The sequence below is a fragment of the Sphingopyxis sp. PAMC25046 genome, from assembly GCF_004795895.1.
Classification (GTDB): Bacteria; Pseudomonadota; Alphaproteobacteria; order Sphingomonadales; family Sphingomonadaceae; genus Sphingopyxis.
Window position 1 is genome coordinate 2,332,672 of sequence record NZ_CP039250.1, and the last position, 16,019, is coordinate 2,348,690.

The following is a 16,019-nucleotide window of genomic DNA, read 5'->3' on the forward strand; positions in this document are numbered from 1 at the left end:
CATAAGCCCTGTGCCGATCAAGGTCCAGCGGGCCAGCTTGCGTTTCATACGAATGTGACGCACTCTTTGGGCCAAGCAAAAACACGAGGGGTCGGGGTGATGCGGACATATCTGGTGGTGATCGACGACAGCCCGGAGGCATCGCTGGCGCTGCGCTTCGCGGCGCGGCGCGCAGCGCGAACGGGCGGCGGCGTCACCGTGCTCGCGATTATCGCGCCGCACGATTTCGTCGCCTTTGGCGGCGTCCAGGCGACGATCGAAGCCGAAGCGCGCGAACATGCCGAGGAGCTGACCGCCGCGGCGGCCGATGCCGTCGTGCAGGAAGCGGGGCTGACGCCGCAGATATTGATCAAGTCGGGGAAGCCCGTCGAGGTCGTGCGCGAGCTGATCGGTGCAAGCGACGAGATCGCCGCGCTCGTCCTTGCAACGGCTCCGGCGGGTGCCCCCGGACCGCTGGTCGCGCATTTCACCGGACAGGATGCGGGAACCCTCCCCTGTCCGGTGATGCTGGTGCCGGGCGGGATCGATATCGCCCGGCTCGATGCGCTGAGTTAGACGGCCGCGACGCGCGGCGTCACCACCGCTTTCCATTCGAGGATCGCGAAACCGAGCACGCCAAAGGCCTGCGCGATGACGACCGCGATGCCGATTCCGGTCATTCCGGCGGAAAAGGTCGCGACGACCGCAAAGCTCGCGGCGACCCAGCCGAGATTGCCGGCCGCGATCAGTTTGACCAGCGCGGCACTCGGGATCTTCTGCAGCGCCGCAATGACCATCAACAGCGCGGCGGCAAGGCAGATCCAGCCGCCGATCGCAATGACATTGGCGGGCAGGCCGAGCAGCGCGCCGACCGGCGCGGCAGCGAGCAGACCGATGGCGAAGACGCCCGTGCAGGTGACGGCGTCGGCGATGAGGATATTCTTGAGATTGCGGATCGACATAGTGATTCTCCTTTCGACCCAACCCAATTGGACCGCGAATGGAATAGCGTCGATTACGCTGGAGGTAATGGAAAAGCAGAAGCCAAGGGTATAGCGGACGTTACGAAGGAGAATGATGATGAAGCCCGCAGCTCTTGGCGAACAACTCCGCGAATGGCGCGTCCGGCGCCGGATGAGTCAGATGGACCTCGCGCTCGACAGCGAGATTTCGACCCGGCATCTGAGCTTCATCGAAACGGGCCGTTCGAAACCGAGCGCGGCGATGCTGCAGCGGCTCGCCGATTGCCTCGAAGTGCCGCACCGTGCGCGCAACGCGCTGCTGCTCGCGGGCGGCTATGCCCCCGATTATCAGGAGCGACCGCTCGACAGCCCCGAAATGGCGGGGATGCGGGCGATCGTCGAGCATGTGCTGAAGGGGCATGAGCCCTACCCAGCGCTCGCGGTCGATCGCCACTGGAACATGATGGCAGCGAACGCCGCCGTCGCGCTGCTCATGCAACTCGTGGCGCCCGAATTGCTCGAGCCGCCGGTCAATGTGCTGCGCGTCGCGATGCACCCCAATGGGCTCGCGCCGAATATCGTCAATCATGGCGAATGGCGCGCGCACCTGCTCGAACGGCTCGATCATCAGATCGATGCGAGCGCCGATGCTGGATTGATCGCACTGCGCGAGGAACTCGCGGGCTATGGCGGCGGCACCCACGCGCATGACGGCAGCGCGGCGAACGGGATCGCGGTGCCGCTGATCCTGGACACGCCGATGGGACAGATTCGCTTCGTGTCGACGGTGACGATCTTCGGCACGCCGGTCGATATCACCCTGTCGGAACTGGCGATCGAGGCCTTTTTCCCGGCCGATGCGGAGAGCGCGGCGCTGTTGCAGGCGATGGCTGCGGCCTGAATTACCGCTTGCGTCCTTTGTGCTTGATATTCGCCGGACGCCCGCGCTTGCCGACCATATGCTTGCCCGCCCTGTCTTTCCCAGCGCCCTTGCCGGTCTTCTTCACCCCGTCGCGGCGCGGCGGCCGATTCCGGAAGCCGCCCTCGGGCGCATCGGGCAACTCGAAGCGCAGCGCACCGCTGATCGGATTGGCATCCATCAGCCGCAATTCGAGCCGCTGCCCGACCGTATAGCTCACGCGGCCATGCTCGCTGTCGAGCGTCCGCGCCGCCTCGTCGTAGAAGAAGCGTTCGCTGCCCAATGTCGACACCGGCACGAGCCCGTCGCCCCCGAGCCCGTCGACGGTCGCGAAAAAGCCGAAGGGTTGGACCCCGGTGATGCGCGCGACGAGAATCTCGCCCGTTCTGGTCGCGAGGTAAGCTGCGACATAGCGGTCGACGGTCTCGCGCTCGGCCTCCATCGCGCGGCGTTCGAGCGCGCTGATCGCCTCGCCGATCCGCGACAATCCCTTGGCGTCGGCCTCGCCCAGCCCGGTGCGCGCGGGCAGGCCCTTGGGCTTGCCCGGCACTTCGAGGCGATAGCTGTCGACGAGCGCGCGGTGGACGATCAGGTCGGCGTAGCGGCGGATTGGCGAAGTGAAATGTGCATAAGAGCCGAGCGCGAGACCGAAATGGCCGGCATTGGCGGGGCCATAATAAGCCTGTGTCTGGCTCCGTAAAATTGCCTGCATGATCTCGGGCAGCCGGTCGTCTTCCGAAAACCCATCGATCAGGCGGTTGAACACCGCGGGGGTGATGACCTGTCCGAGCGCGAAGCTCTGTTCGAAAGTTTCGAGATAATCCTTGAGGCTCACGAGCTTCTCGCGGCTCGGCGGTTCATGGATGCGGTACATCACCGGCGACTTCTTCGCCTCGAGCGCCTTGGCCGCCGCGACGTTCGCGGCGATCATATAGTCCTCGATCAGCCGCATCGAATCGAGCCGGTCGCGGACGCGAATTTCCGCGATGCCGCCCTGCTCGTCGAGAATGACCTGACGTTCGGGCAGGTCGAGGTCGAGCGGCGCGCGGGCGGCGCGAGCTTTCGCGAGGAGCGCCCAGCACGCCCATAAATTCCGGAGCGTCGGGAGCACATCGGCATCCCATTCGTCGCGCGCCGTATCGGCGTCATAGGCCGCCTGCGCATGTTCATAGGCGATGTTAGCGCGCAGCCGGACAAGCGCGCGCGTGAAACGCCATGACGTCACCTTGCCCTGCTTGTCGATGACGAGGTGGCACGCCATCGCGGCGCGGTCTTGCCCCGCTTTCAGCGAGCAGACGCCCGCCGAAAGCGTTTCGGGAAGCATCGGCACGACCTGGTCGGGGAAATAGACGCTATTGCCGCGCCGCCGCGCCTCGCGGTCGAGCGCGCCGTCGGGACGCACATAGTAACTGACGTCGGCGATCGCGACGATCGCCTGAAAGCCGCCCTTGTTGCCGGGGTCTTCGTCGGGGATCGCCCAGACGGCATCGTCATGGTCGCGCGCGTCGATGGGATCGATGGCGACGATCGGCAGGTCGCGCAGATCCTCGCGGCCGTCGGGGGTGAGTGACAGTTTCGCCGCTTTTTCAGCTTCGGCAAGCGTTTCGCCGTCGAAGACATGCGGGATTTCGTGCCGCGCGATCGCGATCATGCTCAGCGACTTCGGCGCGAAAGGATCGCCGATGCGGTCGATAACCTTCGCCTTGGTCGCAGGGCCCCGCCCCGTCAGTTCGGCGCGCACCAGATCGCCGATCTCGGCATCACCCTTGTCGACGACCGCGAAGTCGAAGCGCGCGCGCTTGTCGGCGGGACGCAACCAGATCATCGGCTTGCCGCCGGGCGACCTTTCCTCGACGAGGACGCCGATCACCATCTCTGCGCTTGCCTGCAGCCGTTTCATCGGATGTGCGACATGGCCGCTGCCGCGTTCCTCGGTGCGCGCGAGGATGCGGTCGCCGACGCCGAGCGCGCCCTTCCGTCCCTGCTCCATCACGCGCAGCCGCGGTGCGGGACCGGCGCCTTCCCAGCGTTCGGGCACCGCCCAGACGTTGCTACCCTCGATCGCCGCGACGCGCAGCACCGTCACGCGCGGCAGGCCGCCATGCTTGTGAAAGGCGCGGCCCGGCGCCAGATCGACGAGCCCCTCGTCGGTCATATCCTTGAGCAACGCCTTCAGCGCGATCTTGTCATTGCCGTGGAGAGCGAAATGCTTCGCGATCTCCCGTTTTCCGACGGGCTGGTCGGACGCCGTAATGAAGTCGAGGATCTGCTCACTGGTCGGCAGGCCGGGGGCTATATTCGAACGTTTTTTCATTGGTCCAAGGCTATAAGCGCGCCGGGCGCCTTTACCAAGCGATAGCGCGCGATCGGACGATGTCAGCCATAGGCGATCCAGCGCCCCGATGCGCCCGCCGCGAGCCAGAGGAGCAATGATGCGCCGGCCATTATCCGCGCCGGACGGGGCACGCTGTCGGTCCAGTGCGCCATGTGCGGGTTCCATATCCGTCGAAAAGCAGCGGCGTTCGCGAGTGCCGCAGCGACGATAATCAATTTTCGTTCGAAAATGGTCGACCGCGCCAGCGCCGCGCCGTCGGCGGCGAAGAGGACCGCGCCGCTGGCCGCCATCAGGATCAGCCCGGCGACGGCGAAGGGCGTCAGCGCGCGCGACAGTTCCACGAGCGGCAGCGTCCGCCACAGACCAATAACCCGCAAATCGACGACGCCGATTCCGCCGATCAGCATGATGAGGCCCAGCAGATGCAGCGTATTGGCGACGGGATAGACGAGTGTTGAGCCGCGCGACCAGGGTCCGACGCCGGCCGTATCGAGCCACGCGGCGGCGGCGGTCAGAACGGGCTCCACGCCGCCTCCCTCAGCGCAGTTCGACCGTCTTCTTGCCGATCATCACGCGCTCGACCCGCATTTCGGTGGCGCCATCGCGCCGGAGATAGCCGGTCAAGCGAAAGCGCTTGCCGGGCTCGATCTCGGCGCGCGTCAGCCCGCGCGCTTCCATGCGGCCGACCGGCGCCAATATCACGTCCCAGACCTTGCCCTTCCAGCGCATCTTCGCGCTGCCATGCGGATTGCCCCACGACAATTCGGCGAACGACGCGGTCAGTGTAACCGGCTTGGTCTCGTCGTAGGACGACCAGCCATGATGCGCCGCGGCGGGAAGCGCGGCCAGGGCCAGCGTCGCCGCCGCGATTAACAGAGGAAATCGCATCGACAGTCTCCTTCGAGCCCCTCGATGTGAAGGCTAGAACGCCCCACCCCCCGGCGCAAGGGTGTCGCGGTTAGTAGGTGCGCCCGATCAGCACGCGCTCGACCGCCGGGTCGCCAGTGAAGAAGCAGGCGCCGTCGGCCGGTGCGGCATCGAGCGGCGTGTTGCGCATCGTCAGCTTGAGCGCCTTTAATTGTTCGACGATCTCGTCGAGCGCAGCCCCGCTCGGGCGCGACCATTGCACTTCGGCCCAGCCGGTGAACTTGTCGTCGCCGGCGAAATGCGCCTTCAGGTCGGTGACGTCGCGGCGGATATTGCTATGGAGCCGTTCGCGCGCCTCGCCGTAAAGGCTCGACTGGATATCCTCGAGCGTCGCCACCGCATCGGCAACGAAATCGCCCTTGGCGATGAACGCCGAGTTGAGCTTGCCGCTCTCCTGATAGAGCCGGTCGCGGCGGATCACCGCGACATTGCCGCCCGCGACGTCGCGCGGGCCGACCTCGACGATGATCGGCGCGCCCTTTTTGACCCAGCCCCAGCGCTTGGTCTGTGCCTTGTTCGCGCCGGTGTCGAACAATACGCGCACGGGTTCGCGAAAGGCATCGAGCGCCTTCAATTGACTCTCAAGGTCGCGGCAATAATCGAGGATCGCGGCGTCCTCTTCATTGTCGCGGAGCATCGGCACGATGACGATCTGGTGGGGTGCTATGCGCGGCGGACAGCGCAGCCCGTCGTCGTCGCCGTGCGTCATGATGACGCCGCCGATCATGCGCGTCGACGTGCCCCAGCTCGTCGTGTGGCACAGGCTGTGGCCGCCGTCCTTGTCCTGATAGCGAATGTTCGCCGCTTCGGCGAAGCCGGTGCCGAGATAGTGCGAGGTGCCTGCCTGCAGCGCCTTGCCGTCCTGCATCATCGCCTCGATCGAATAGGTCGCGACGGCGCCCGGAAACCGCTCATTTTCGGGCTTCTCGCCCGCGATCACCGGCATAGCGAGCACGTCCTCGGCAAAGGCGCGGTACATTTCGAGCGCGCGCAGCGTTTCGGCCATCGCGTCATCCCTGTCGGCGTGTGCAGTATGGCCTTCCTGCCACAGGAACTCGCTGGTGCGCAGGAACATTCGCGTGCGCATTTCCCAGCGGACGACGTTGGCCCATTGATTGACCTTCAGCGGCAGATCGCGCCAGCTTTGCACCCAGCGGCTCATCGCCGAACCGATCACCGTTTCCGAAGTCGGGCGGACGATCAGCGGCTCCTCGAGCTTCGCCTCGGGATCAGGAACCAGCTTGCCCTTGCCGTCCGCGATCAGCCTGTGATGGGTGACGACCGCCATTTCTTTTGCGAAGCCATCGACATGATCGGCTTCCTTCTCAAAGAAACTCAAGGGAATGAACAGCGGGAAATAGGCGTTCTGAACCCCGGCGTCTTTGATCGCGGCGTCCATCACCGTCTGGATGCGTTCCCAGATGCCATAGCCCCACGGCTTGATGACCATGCAGCCGCGCACCCCCGATTCCTCGGCGAGGTCGGCTTCGGCAATGACATCCTGATACCAGGCCGCGAAGTCGGCCTGACGGGTTACGCTGAGCGCATGCTTGATCATCTGTCCTGTTTTCTGTGCTTGGGGGCGGGAGAGCGGCCCCGATTACTTCCTGGCGAGCTCGGCTTTGAGCTCGGCGATTTCCGCCTTCAGCGCGGCGATCTCGGCATCCTTTGCCTTACTACCCGCCGCGCCTGGCATGAAAGCCCCCGCCGCCTGCTGGAACATTTCCATATTGCGGCGGGTGAGTTCGGCGAGCGGGTTCGCGCCAAGCGCGCCTTCGAACGCCGAGCGGACATCCTGCTGGTTCTTGCGGAACGCCGTCATCGAGGCTTCGAGATATTGCGGGACCATCGACTGCATCTTGTCGCCGTACATGCCGATCAGATGGCGCAGGAAATTGACCGGCAGCAGCGTTTCGCCGCGCGTCTCTTCGTCCATGATGATCTGGGTCAGCACATTATGCGTGATGTCCTCGCCGCTTTTTGCATCAACCACGCGAAAATCGCGGCCATCGCGGACCATCGTGCCCAGATCGTCGAGCGTGATATAGCAGCTGCGTTCGGTGTCGTAGAGCCGCCGGTTGGCGTATTTCTTGATCGTGACGACGTCGTCTTCCGATGTCCCTTTGGACTTCGCCATTTTCACCCGCGCTCCCTGCACTTCCGGAACCTAGCGACCGCGCCGCACCGGACAAGCTGCCGCATTAGCATCAAATTATGATGCGTCGCAACATTGGCGCGCTTCCCCGCCTTATCGGACGATCGGGACGCGAATCGTCATCGCCCGATCCGATCTGCGCCTGTACGTCGCGAGTTACCGCTGCGCGCATCTCGTCTGATGAAAACACTCGGCCCGCCGCGACGGCATCGGACGAGGCAAGGGAGCAGCTTTTTGCAATTTAGTTACACCGGAAACGTTATTTACGAAATTGTGATACTATTTGCGTTGCATGCTGAGAGATTAATGTCTTGCAGGAACAAGCATATTATCCCGGCACATCGGCGGGTTGCGTTGCTCACTGTTGCCCAAATGACACAAGGGGCACGTCATCCGCAGAGTGTGACATAAAAATGCCATGCGGGACTTGTGCTCCCGTTTTTTTGTGTCTTTCTACGACCTAATCCGTTCATTTTCAGATTTTCGAACGGGCCAACCGGGGAGTTACACTGATGAAAAAGTCGCACCTGCTTTTGGGTGCTACCGCCTTTGCGGTAGCGATATCCGTGAGCCAGCCTGCATTCGCCCAAGATGCCGCAGCCGCGGAAGCCGCTCCGGCGGATGAGGCCACCAGCGGCGCTGATACGCAAGCAATCGTCGTCACCGGCTCGCGCATTCGCCGCGACGAATTTTCGGTCGCCGAACCGATCACTGTGATTACTGCGGAAGAAATCACTCAAGCGGGCTTCAACAGCGCCGCAGACGCGCTCCAGAGCAACGCCGTCACGCAGGGTTCGGGCCAGATCAACAACTTCTATGGCGGCTTCGTCACCGACGGCGGCACCGGCGCCAACACGCTGGGCCTGCGCAACCTGGGTCCCAGCCGCACGCTGGTCCTGCTCAATGGCCGCCGTCTGGCGCCCGGCGGCACGCGCGGTTCGGTCCTCGCGGCGGACCTCAACGTCCTTCCGACCGCGATCGTCAGCAGCATCGAAGTGCTGAAGGCCGGCGCATCGTCGATTTACGGTTCGGACGCCGTCGCGGGCGTGGTCAACATCATCACCGACAACAAGCTTCGCGGCTTGCATATCGAAGGCCAGATCAACGTACCCGAAGTCGGCGCGGGCATCGACAAGCGCGTTGCGGCCTCGTTCGGTTTCGAAAGCGATCGCCTCAACATCATCGGCTCGGTCGAATATCGCAAGCGCAACAAGCTGGCGCGCAACGACGTGTCGTGGCTCGACTGCCCGGTGGGCGGCTTCCTAACGGGCGAAGGCAGCGAATTCGGCTCGGGCGATGGCGTCGGTTTCGACGGCACCTCCTGCTTCACGCTCGACAACGGCGGCGTGACGATCAACACGCTCGGCCTTCCAACGCGTCAGGCGATCGGTCGTACCAGCGGCACGGTCGGCAATTTTAACCGCTTCGTCCCGGCGCCCGGTCAGACGACCGGCCCATTCCCGGGTTACCTGGGAGTTGGTTTCTATGACCGCGACACTCTCGACCCGATTCAGGAAGAAGAGCCGCTGATCACCGAGGCGGAAATCTACACCGGCTATCTGTCGGGTACCTACAGCACCGACATCCTAGGCAGCGCCGAAATCTATGGCGAAGCACTCGTCACGCGCCGCAAGTCGGCGTCGCCGCTGTATCGTCAGCTCTCGCTCGACTATGTCCAAGGTAGCCCGCTGCTTCCTGTAGAGCTGCGGAATGGTGCCTTCCTCAACCCGAACGAAACGTCGGGCGGCAAGCTCGTTGCCGCGCGCGGATTCATCGGCTTCGGCCTCACCGACTCGCGCCAGCAGGTCGATTATGCCCGCGTGTCGGGCGGCATTCGCGGCGACTTCTTCCTGCCGCAGTGGCGCTATGACGCCTATGTCGGCAAGTCGTGGAACGACGGCACCTACGAGATCGAATCCTTCCTGATCGATCGCATGGCCGCCTCGCTCGACGCGGTCGACAATGGCGATGGCACCTTCAGCTGCGCCAGCGCCGCGACCAACCCGAACTGCGTTGCCGCGCCTGCGCTTTCGGCCGACGTGATCGGCGGCCGTTTGCCGGAGGATTGGAAGAACTGGATTCTCGCCAACACGATCGGCAAGACGCAGTTCCGTGAAACGACCTTTGCGTTTAACATCGATGATCCGCTGTTCGCGATGCCCGGCGGTGACGTCCAGCTTGCGCTGGGCGCCGAATATCGTCGCCAAAGCATCAACGATCAGCCCGACGTGAACTCGCTGAACGGCAATCTGCTCGGCCTCACCGCCGCGACGCCGACGGTCGGCAAGGACAGCGTCAAGGAAATCTATGGCGAAGTCTTCGTTCCGATCCTTGCCGATACGCCCGGCTTCTACCGCCTCAACTTGACGGCGTCGGCGCGCTATACGGACTATAAGTCCTATGGCTCGGACACGACCTTCAAGATCGCAGGCGAATGGGAACCGATCCGCGGCTTCGGTCTGCGCGCGAGCTATGGCACCTCCTATCGCGCGCCGGCTCTCGCCGAGCAGTTCCTCGGCGCGACCAGCGGCTTCCTCGGCAGCACGCTCGATCCGTGCGATGACCTGCCGCCGCCGGCTGACCAGAACCCGAACGAACAGATTGTCGCGGCGAACTGCGCCTCGATCGGCCTGCCCGCCAACTTCCAACAAACGAGCGGCATCACGACTTTCCGGGTCGGTGGCGCCGATGCGGGTCTCGAAGCTGAAACCTCGAAGAACTGGTCGGTTGGTGTCGTCATCCGCCCGGTCCTGCCCGAATCGGTCGGCCAGCTATCGCTGTCGCTCGATTATTTCAACATCAAGGTCAGCAACGGCGTTGCCGATCTCGATGCCGGGACGATCCTGAACCGCTGCTATGGGGACGCCAATTTCGACCCCAACGCCGGCTTCTGCCGCTTTGTCGAACGCGACGCGAACAATGCGCTGACCGTGACGAGCAGCTTCGTCAACCTGTCGGAAGACATTCGCAAGGGTTTCGAGTTCAACGGTCGTTATGCGCGTGACCTGTTCGGCGGTCGTTTCACGCTGAACGCCAACGTCACCAAATATACCGAGCAGTCGAGCCGCCTCTTCCCCGAAGAGTTCCTGACCGACATGAATGGCACGGTGGTGAACCCCGACTGGGTCGGTAGCTTCGATGCAACCTATCGTTTCAACAATGTCACGCTGCGCTACGGCATTGACTGGATCGATGGCGATCGTGACCGGACGTACGAGTTCTTCGCCTATGACGAACTGACCGGCGTCTCGGACCCGGACCTGGTTCAGCTGTATCGCGATAACTATTATCTCGAAGCGGCTAACTACTTCCTCCACTCGGCTTCGGTGCAGTTCAATATTGCCGAGAAGTACGAGCTGACGGTTGGCGTCCAGAACCTGTTCGACACAGCGCCGCCGCGTATCTCGGCAGTCGGTTACACGACCATCGGCAATGCGCCGCTGTACTCGGGTTACGACTATCGCGGCCGCACGTTCTTCGCGAACGCGTCGTTCCAGTTCTGATCCCTACCGATCGGACAAGAAAATTGGGCCCCGAACGCAAGTTCGGGGCCTTTTTTTGTCCTGTTCAAGCTGCTGGTTCGGCGCGGCTAGACCCAATATCTCTCGAACCGCCGACCCAGCCCCGTCAGCAGTTCATATTGCGACAGGCCGCTGCCTGCCGAAGTTGATGGCAGGTCATAATCGAGCGCAAGCCAGTCGCCTTCCTCGATCACACCGGCGCCGCTGGCGTCGAAGGCGGTCAGATCCATAGATACGCGGCCGATCAGCGGTAGCGGGCGCGACCGCCACGTGGCCGAGCCCGATCCGGCGTGGCAGCGTAGATAACCGTCGGCATAGCCCAAGTTCGCAATTACGACCCGGCTATTCTGCCTCGCGGTCCAGGTTGCGCCATAGCCGACCGTTTCGCCAGCAAACACGTCGCGCACCTGCAGCACGCGTGCTTCGGGAAATACGACCTGTCGAATATACCCTTCGGCCTCGCCGCGCGGCGTGCCGCCATAGAGCGCGATGCCCGGGCGGGTCAGATCGAACGCATAGTCGGCGCCGAGGCATATGCCGGCGCTGTTCGCGAGACTGTAGCGCCGTGCGGGGATCGCCTGCCGGATCGCGCGAAACGCCTCCAACTGGAGCGCATTCTGCTCGCTGTCCTCGTCAGCCGAGGCGAGATGGCTGAGTAGCGTTTCGATGTTCAGGCCATCGAGCGCGCCACCGGTCGCTTCCTCGACGCGAAGCCCGAGACGGTTCATCCCGGTATCGATCATCACGTCGCACGCCCGCCCCTCTCCCCCTTCGCGCCAGCGCGCGATCTGGTCGAGGCTGCCGAGGACTGGACGCGCCGGGAGCGTGCGCGCGGCGATCATGTCGCATGCGCCGACGCCGTGGAGGACCGAGAGCGACACGCCTTCGGCCAAGGGCATCAGCGCGGCGGCCTCGGTCCATGTCGCGACGAAAAAGTCGCGGCATCCCGCGGCGGCAAGGTGGCGCATCACCTCGCGCGCGCCGAGACCATAAGCATCGGCCTTGATCGCAGCGCCGCATGCCGCCGCGCCGCTCTGCTTGGCGAGCCAGCGCCAGTTGGCGACAAGGGCTTCGGACGAAAGGCGAAGGCGGAGCGGCGAGGCGATGGCGATCATTCCCCGCCCCTATACGGCTTGGCTGGCTCCGCCAATGGGGCGATCAGCCAGGGGGCTTGTCCCATTGCCCCTCGACCGGGTCCTTCAGCATGAAGGCCGTGACGAGGAAGGCGACGAGGACGACGACCCAAGTGTACCAGAGCCCGGCATAGGCGTTGCCCGTTTTCGCGACGATGAAACTCGCGATCAGCGGCAGAAAGCCCCCGAAATATCCGGTTCCGAGATGATAGGGGATCGACAGCGACGAATAGCGGACGTGCGGCGGAAACATCTCCGACAACAGCGCCGCGACCGGGCCATAGGTGAAGCCCGACAGCGCGCTCAGCCCGAGCAGCGCGAGGAATATGACGGTTATGCCGCCTATATTCGGCACCTGCTTGGCGAAATCATAGCCCATCGCTTCGAGTGCGGGCCGGAGCAGTTCGGGGTCCTCGCTTGCGACTTCGCGGCTTCCGATGCGGATCTTGACGCTGTCGAAGGCGCTGCCGGTCTGAACAATCGTATAGGGCACGCCGAGTTTTGTGAGTTCGCCGAGCGTGCGGCCGCACGCGGTCGCCTGTTGCTGCGCGAACGGATCGAAACTGCATTGCGAGCCAGTGACGGTCACGGGCGCGCGCTCGGCGGCCGCCGAAAGCGCGGGATTGCCGACGCTGCCCATCCACCAGAAGAGCGGGAAGAGCAGCACCAGCGTTGTGGCATAGCCCCAGACAATCGGTTTCTTGCGGCCGATCCGGTCGGAGAGCTTCCCGGCCCAAATGAAAAAGCCCATGCCAAGCGCGGCGGCAACGCCGACGATGATCTCGGCGGCGGTATCCTCGATCTTCATCGGCCCTTTCAGGAACGAGAGGCCCGAGAACATGGCGGTATACCAGATGACCGTCAGCCCCGCCGCGATGCCGAACAGCGCGATAAAGATGCGGCGCGGATTGCCGGGATAGGTGAAACTTTCCTTCAGCGGGTTCTTGGCAAGCTCGCCTTCCTTCTTCATCGCCTGAAACACCGGACTTTCGGACAGCTTGAGCCGCATCCATAGCGAAATGGCGAGCAGGATCAGCGATAGCAGGAAGGGCACGCGCCAGCCCCAGCTTTCCCACACCGCGTCGGGCATCAGCGCCTTGCAGCCAAGCACGACGATCAGGCTGAGCACGAAACCGCCGACGACGCTCGCCTGGATGAAGCTGGTGTAGAAGCCGCGCTTTCCGGGCGGCGAATGTTCCGCGACGTAGATCGCGGCGCCGCCATATTCGCCGCCGAGCGCAAGGCCCTGAAGCACGCGGAGCAGGATGACGATGATCGGCGCGGCGATGCCGATTGTCGCCGCCGACGGGATCATCCCGACCCCGGCGGTCGCGATGCCCATCAGCGTGACGGTGACGAGGAAGGTATATTTGCGCCCGAGCCGGTCGCCGAGGAAGCCGAACAGCACGGCGCCCAACGGGCGGAAACCGAAACCGACCGCGAATCCCGCCCAGACGAGCAATATTTCGAGCGTTGCGTTGTCGCTGGGGAAAAAAGCCTTGCCGATGATCGCCGCGAGCGTGCCGTAGATAAAGAAATCATACCATTCAAATACCGTGCCCGCCGACGATGCAGCGATGACCATGCGGATATCTTTCGCGGTCGGCTGATAGTCCGCGCCATGGTCGGCGACGGCGGCTGCGTCGGTCATATACTCTCCCCTGCCCCGGTTTCGTTGGCGGGGCTTTGCGCCATCTCTAGCGGGCGCGCCGGACGCCGCGCAAGCCTTCTTGGCGTAGCGTCATTCCGGTGGCAGACTGGACACCATGCAGTTTATCGATCTATCGATCCCGATCACCAATGATGTCGTGTCCGACCCGCCGGTGATGCGCCCCAACATCACCTATATGACCCATGAAAACACATGGGAGCAGATCGCGATGTTCTTTCCGGGCCTGACGCGCGAAGATTTGCCCGACGGCGAAGGCTGGGCGGTCGAGATGCTGTCGCTGAGCACGCACAACGGCACCCACATGGACGCGCCCTGGCATTATCATTCGACGACCGACAGCGGCGCCTCGCCCGCGCCGTCGATCGACGAAGCGCCGCTCGACCTCTTCTTTCGCCCGGGTGTGAAGCTCGACTTTTCGGATCGCCCGCACGGCCATGTCGTAAGCGCCGCCGAGGTCGAGGCCGAACTCGCGCGCATCGGCCACGACCTCCAGCCGCTCGACATCGTGCTCGTCCAGTCGGGCGCGATCTACGGCACCGACAATTTTACCGATCAGGGCTGCGGCATGGGCGCGGAGGCAACGCTATATTTGACGGAGCGCGGGGTGCAGGTCGTCGGCACCGACGCGTGGAGCTGGGACGCGCCGTTCAGCCACACCGCGCGGCGCTGGGCCGAAACGCGGGATCCGTCGATCATCTGGGAAGGCCATAAGGCCGGACGCATCCGGCCCTATTACCAGATCGAAAAGCTGACCAACCTCGCCGCGATCCCCGCGACGGGTTTCACCTTCAGTTGCTTCCCGGTGAAGATCGAGCGCGCGAGCGCGGGGTGGATCAGGGCGGTGGCGTTGGTGGACGGCTGAACCGAACGACTGCTGACGACCGATCCATGTCATTCGACATTGTGCCGGTATGGTTTGAAGGTTTCCGCCCGACTCTGTACGGGCACCGGATTGCGTGCTTCCATCGCCTCGCGATCGGCTTCCGCGCCCAGCTGTTCGTATAAGGCAGATCACCAGGATGTTTGAATTGCGATGAATTATCGCCATAGCTTTCATGCGGGCAATAGCGCCGATGTCGTAAAGCACAGCTTGCTGATCGCTCTCGTGCGAGCCTTGCAGCAAAAACCGGGCGCGCTGACCCTGATCGACACCCATGCCGGTTGCGGACTGTACGACCTTGGTGGCGAGGAGGCGAGGCGCACCGGCGAGGCCACACAGGGCGTGCTGCGGGCCTTGGCCGACACGAACCCCTTGCTCGACGACTATCGCGCCGCCGTACAGGCGGTGAATGCCGGGGACGAACTTCGCTTCTACCCCGGATCGCCGCGCTTCCTGGCCCAGCTTCTGCGTCCGCAGGATTTTCTGATCCTGAACGAGAAACATCCCGACGACGCCTATGCCCTGCGCGGCGCGATGCGCGGCACATCCGCCGCCGTGCATCAGCGCGACGCTTACGAGCTTTGGCTGGCGATGCTGCCGCCCCGCACCGCGCGCGGCGTGGTGGTGGTCGACCCGCCATATGAGCAGACCGACGAACGCGCCCGTATCACCGCTACCCTCGCCGTGGCGACCCGAAAATGGGCGCATGGCGTCACGGTGATCTGGTATCCGCTGAAAGATCGCGCCGCGCATGTGCGGTGGAAGGCACAGCTACGCAAGCTCGGCATCCCGAAATTCCTGATGGTGGAGCATTGGTTGTATGATAGCGACCAGCCCGACATCTATAACGGCGCGGGCCTCTTTATCATCAACCCGCCCTACGCCTTCACGCAGGCGCTGCTGCCTCTGCTGGAAGCCCTCCGCGCCGCGCTGGCGCCGGATGGGCATAGGGGAGAGATCAGGGCCGACTGGTTGGACGATTAAAATAGACCCTCGCCTTCCCCTTCTCCCAAGGAGGACTGGTCGCGCTTCAGCTTGCAAACAAATCTGGTCCCCCCGGTAAGGACGCCCCCTTCAGAACAGGCGCGAGCCGTTTGGCACCGGGCGGTCCGGCGCGAAAAGGATTACTGCACCCTCTTGGTCGGCAAACCCCAGCGTCAGCACTTCGGACATATATTTACCGATCTGGCGCGGCGGGAAGTTGACGACCGCAGCTACCTGTCGCCCCGCCAGTTCCTCCAGCGCATAGCGGTCGACGATCTGCGCGCTGCTCTTCTTCACTCCGATCGCGGGGCCGAAGTCGATCTTCAGCTTGAACGCGGGCTTGCGCGCTTCGGGGAATGGCTCTGCCTCGACGATCGTGCCGATGCGGATGTCGACACGGAGGAAATCGTCGAAGGTGATTTCCTCCGCTACCGGCGCATCCTGATCATGGTTGATGTGCATGTCTCCAACTCCGTTCGCCCTGAGTCTGTCGAAGGGCCATTCTTTCTTCAGTGCCGTAGAAGGAAGGACGGCGCTTCGACAAGCTCAGCA

The 16,019-nt window shown here is 63.6% G+C and carries 14 protein-coding genes; 5 read left to right on the plus strand and 9 right to left on the minus strand.

Annotation, left to right across the window (positions count from 1 at the left end; translation table 11 throughout):
- The first annotated feature begins 99 nt into the window (after window positions 1-99).
- Window positions 100-555: a universal stress protein gene (locus E5675_RS10910; RefSeq protein WP_136174535.1), complete on the plus strand. Its 456-nt coding sequence runs from the start codon at window positions 100-102 to the stop codon at window positions 553-555.
- Here the strand turns inward: E5675_RS10910 and E5675_RS10915 are convergent.
- Complete coding sequence (locus tag E5675_RS10915; protein ID WP_136174536.1) at window positions 552-941, minus strand: hypothetical protein; 390 nt, start codon at window positions 939-941, stop codon at window positions 552-554. The two genes, E5675_RS10910 and E5675_RS10915, sit on opposite strands and share 4 nt — an antisense overlap.
- 112 nt (window positions 942-1,053) lie before the next feature.
- Here E5675_RS10915 and E5675_RS10920 point away from each other — a divergent pair, with 112 nt between their 5' ends.
- Window positions 1,054-1,842, plus strand: a complete 789-nt coding sequence (locus E5675_RS10920; RefSeq protein ID WP_247594577.1) for a helix-turn-helix domain-containing protein — start codon at window positions 1,054-1,056, stop codon at window positions 1,840-1,842.
- A gap of 1 nt (window position 1,843) precedes the next feature.
- Here E5675_RS10920 and E5675_RS10925 read toward each other — a convergent pair whose 3' ends face one another.
- The 5 genes from E5675_RS10925 to phaR form a co-directional block, all read right to left on the minus strand.
- Window positions 1,844-4,174: a VacB/RNase II family 3'-5' exoribonuclease gene (locus E5675_RS10925; RefSeq protein ID WP_136174537.1), complete on the minus strand. Its 2,331-nt coding sequence runs from the start codon at window positions 4,172-4,174 to the stop codon at window positions 1,844-1,846.
- A 62-nt stretch (window positions 4,175-4,236) separates the two neighbouring features.
- Window positions 4,237-4,722: a DUF6644 family protein gene (locus E5675_RS10930; protein ID WP_136174538.1), complete on the minus strand. Its 486-nt coding sequence runs from the start codon at window positions 4,720-4,722 to the stop codon at window positions 4,237-4,239.
- 10 nt (window positions 4,723-4,732) lie between these two features.
- Window positions 4,733-5,083, minus strand: a complete 351-nt coding sequence (locus E5675_RS10935) for a DUF6152 family protein (RefSeq protein ID WP_136174539.1) — start codon at window positions 5,081-5,083, stop codon at window positions 4,733-4,735.
- Between the two features lie 70 nt (window positions 5,084-5,153).
- Complete coding sequence (proS, locus tag E5675_RS10940; protein ID WP_136174540.1) at window positions 5,154-6,680, minus strand: proline--tRNA ligase; 1,527 nt, start codon at window positions 6,678-6,680, stop codon at window positions 5,154-5,156.
- A 42-nt stretch (window positions 6,681-6,722) separates the two neighbouring features.
- A complete protein-coding gene (phaR, locus tag E5675_RS10945) occupies window positions 6,723-7,259 on the minus strand; it encodes a polyhydroxyalkanoate synthesis repressor PhaR (RefSeq protein WP_136174541.1) in 537 nt (178 codons plus the stop codon).
- A 530-nt stretch (window positions 7,260-7,789) separates the two neighbouring features.
- On the opposite strand from phaR, the gene E5675_RS10950 reads away from it, so the two are divergent.
- Window positions 7,790-10,780: a TonB-dependent receptor gene (locus E5675_RS10950; protein WP_136174542.1), complete on the plus strand. Its 2,991-nt coding sequence runs from the start codon at window positions 7,790-7,792 to the stop codon at window positions 10,778-10,780.
- 86 nt (window positions 10,781-10,866) lie between these two features.
- Here E5675_RS10950 and E5675_RS10955 read toward each other — a convergent pair whose 3' ends face one another.
- Together E5675_RS10955 and E5675_RS10960 are read right to left on the minus strand one after the other, a co-directional pair.
- The gene (locus tag E5675_RS10955; protein WP_136174543.1) at window positions 10,867-11,913 is read right to left on the minus strand and encodes an alanine racemase; all 1,047 of its coding nucleotides are present in this window, start codon (window positions 11,911-11,913) and stop codon (window positions 10,867-10,869) included.
- A gap of 43 nt (window positions 11,914-11,956) precedes the next feature.
- Window positions 11,957-13,582 carry an MFS transporter gene (locus E5675_RS10960; protein WP_136174544.1) on the minus strand — a complete coding sequence of 542 codons (1,626 nt, stop codon included), beginning with the start codon at window positions 13,580-13,582 and terminating at the stop codon, window positions 11,957-11,959.
- A gap of 115 nt (window positions 13,583-13,697) precedes the next feature.
- Here E5675_RS10960 and E5675_RS10965 point away from each other — a divergent pair, with 115 nt between their 5' ends.
- Together E5675_RS10965 and rlmJ are read left to right on the plus strand one after the other, a co-directional pair.
- Window positions 13,698-14,465 (plus strand): cyclase family protein, encoded by a 768-nt coding sequence (locus tag E5675_RS10965; RefSeq protein WP_136174545.1) that lies wholly within the window; start codon window positions 13,698-13,700, stop codon window positions 14,463-14,465.
- A 171-nt stretch (window positions 14,466-14,636) separates the two neighbouring features.
- Window positions 14,637-15,467, plus strand: coding sequence for a 23S rRNA (adenine(2030)-N(6))-methyltransferase RlmJ (gene rlmJ, locus E5675_RS10970; protein WP_136174546.1), 831 nt, complete (start codon window positions 14,637-14,639; stop codon window positions 15,465-15,467).
- A gap of 90 nt (window positions 15,468-15,557) precedes the next feature.
- On the opposite strand, the gene E5675_RS10975 is transcribed toward rlmJ, so the two are convergent.
- Complete coding sequence (locus tag E5675_RS10975) at window positions 15,558-15,929, minus strand: tRNA-binding protein (RefSeq protein WP_136174547.1); 372 nt, start codon at window positions 15,927-15,929, stop codon at window positions 15,558-15,560.
- Between the last annotated feature and the right edge of the window lie 90 nt (window positions 15,930-16,019).

Bases quoted from the DNA above. Each gene is read 5' to 3' on its own strand.
- E5675_RS10910 (WP_136174535.1), top strand. From the start codon at position 100: ATGCGGACATATCTGGTGGTGATCGACGACAGCCCGGAGGCATCGCTG.
- E5675_RS10915 (WP_136174536.1), bottom strand. From the start codon at position 941: ATGTCGATCCGCAATCTCAAGAATATCCTCATCGCCGACGCCGTCACC.
- E5675_RS10920 (WP_247594577.1), top strand. From the start codon at position 1,054: ATGATGATGAAGCCCGCAGCTCTTGGCGAACAACTCCGCGAATGGCGC.
- E5675_RS10925 (WP_136174537.1), bottom strand. From the start codon at position 4,174: ATGAAAAAACGTTCGAATATAGCCCCCGGCCTGCCGACCAGTGAGCAG.
- E5675_RS10935 (WP_136174539.1), bottom strand. From the start codon at position 5,083: ATGCGATTTCCTCTGTTAATCGCGGCGGCGACGCTGGCCCTGGCCGCG.
- proS (WP_136174540.1), bottom strand. From the start codon at position 6,680: ATGATCAAGCATGCGCTCAGCGTAACCCGTCAGGCCGACTTCGCGGCC.
- phaR (WP_136174541.1), bottom strand. From the start codon at position 7,259: ATGGCGAAGTCCAAAGGGACATCGGAAGACGACGTCGTCACGATCAAG.
- E5675_RS10950 (WP_136174542.1), top strand. From the start codon at position 7,790: ATGAAAAAGTCGCACCTGCTTTTGGGTGCTACCGCCTTTGCGGTAGCG.
- E5675_RS10955 (WP_136174543.1), bottom strand. From the start codon at position 11,913: ATGATCGCCATCGCCTCGCCGCTCCGCCTTCGCCTTTCGTCCGAAGCC.
- E5675_RS10960 (WP_136174544.1), bottom strand. From the start codon at position 13,582: ATGACCGACGCAGCCGCCGTCGCCGACCATGGCGCGGACTATCAGCCG.
- E5675_RS10965 (WP_136174545.1), top strand. From the start codon at position 13,698: ATGCAGTTTATCGATCTATCGATCCCGATCACCAATGATGTCGTGTCC.
- rlmJ (WP_136174546.1), top strand. From the start codon at position 14,637: ATGAATTATCGCCATAGCTTTCATGCGGGCAATAGCGCCGATGTCGTA.
- E5675_RS10975 (WP_136174547.1), bottom strand. From the start codon at position 15,929: ATGCACATCAACCATGATCAGGATGCGCCGGTAGCGGAGGAAATCACC.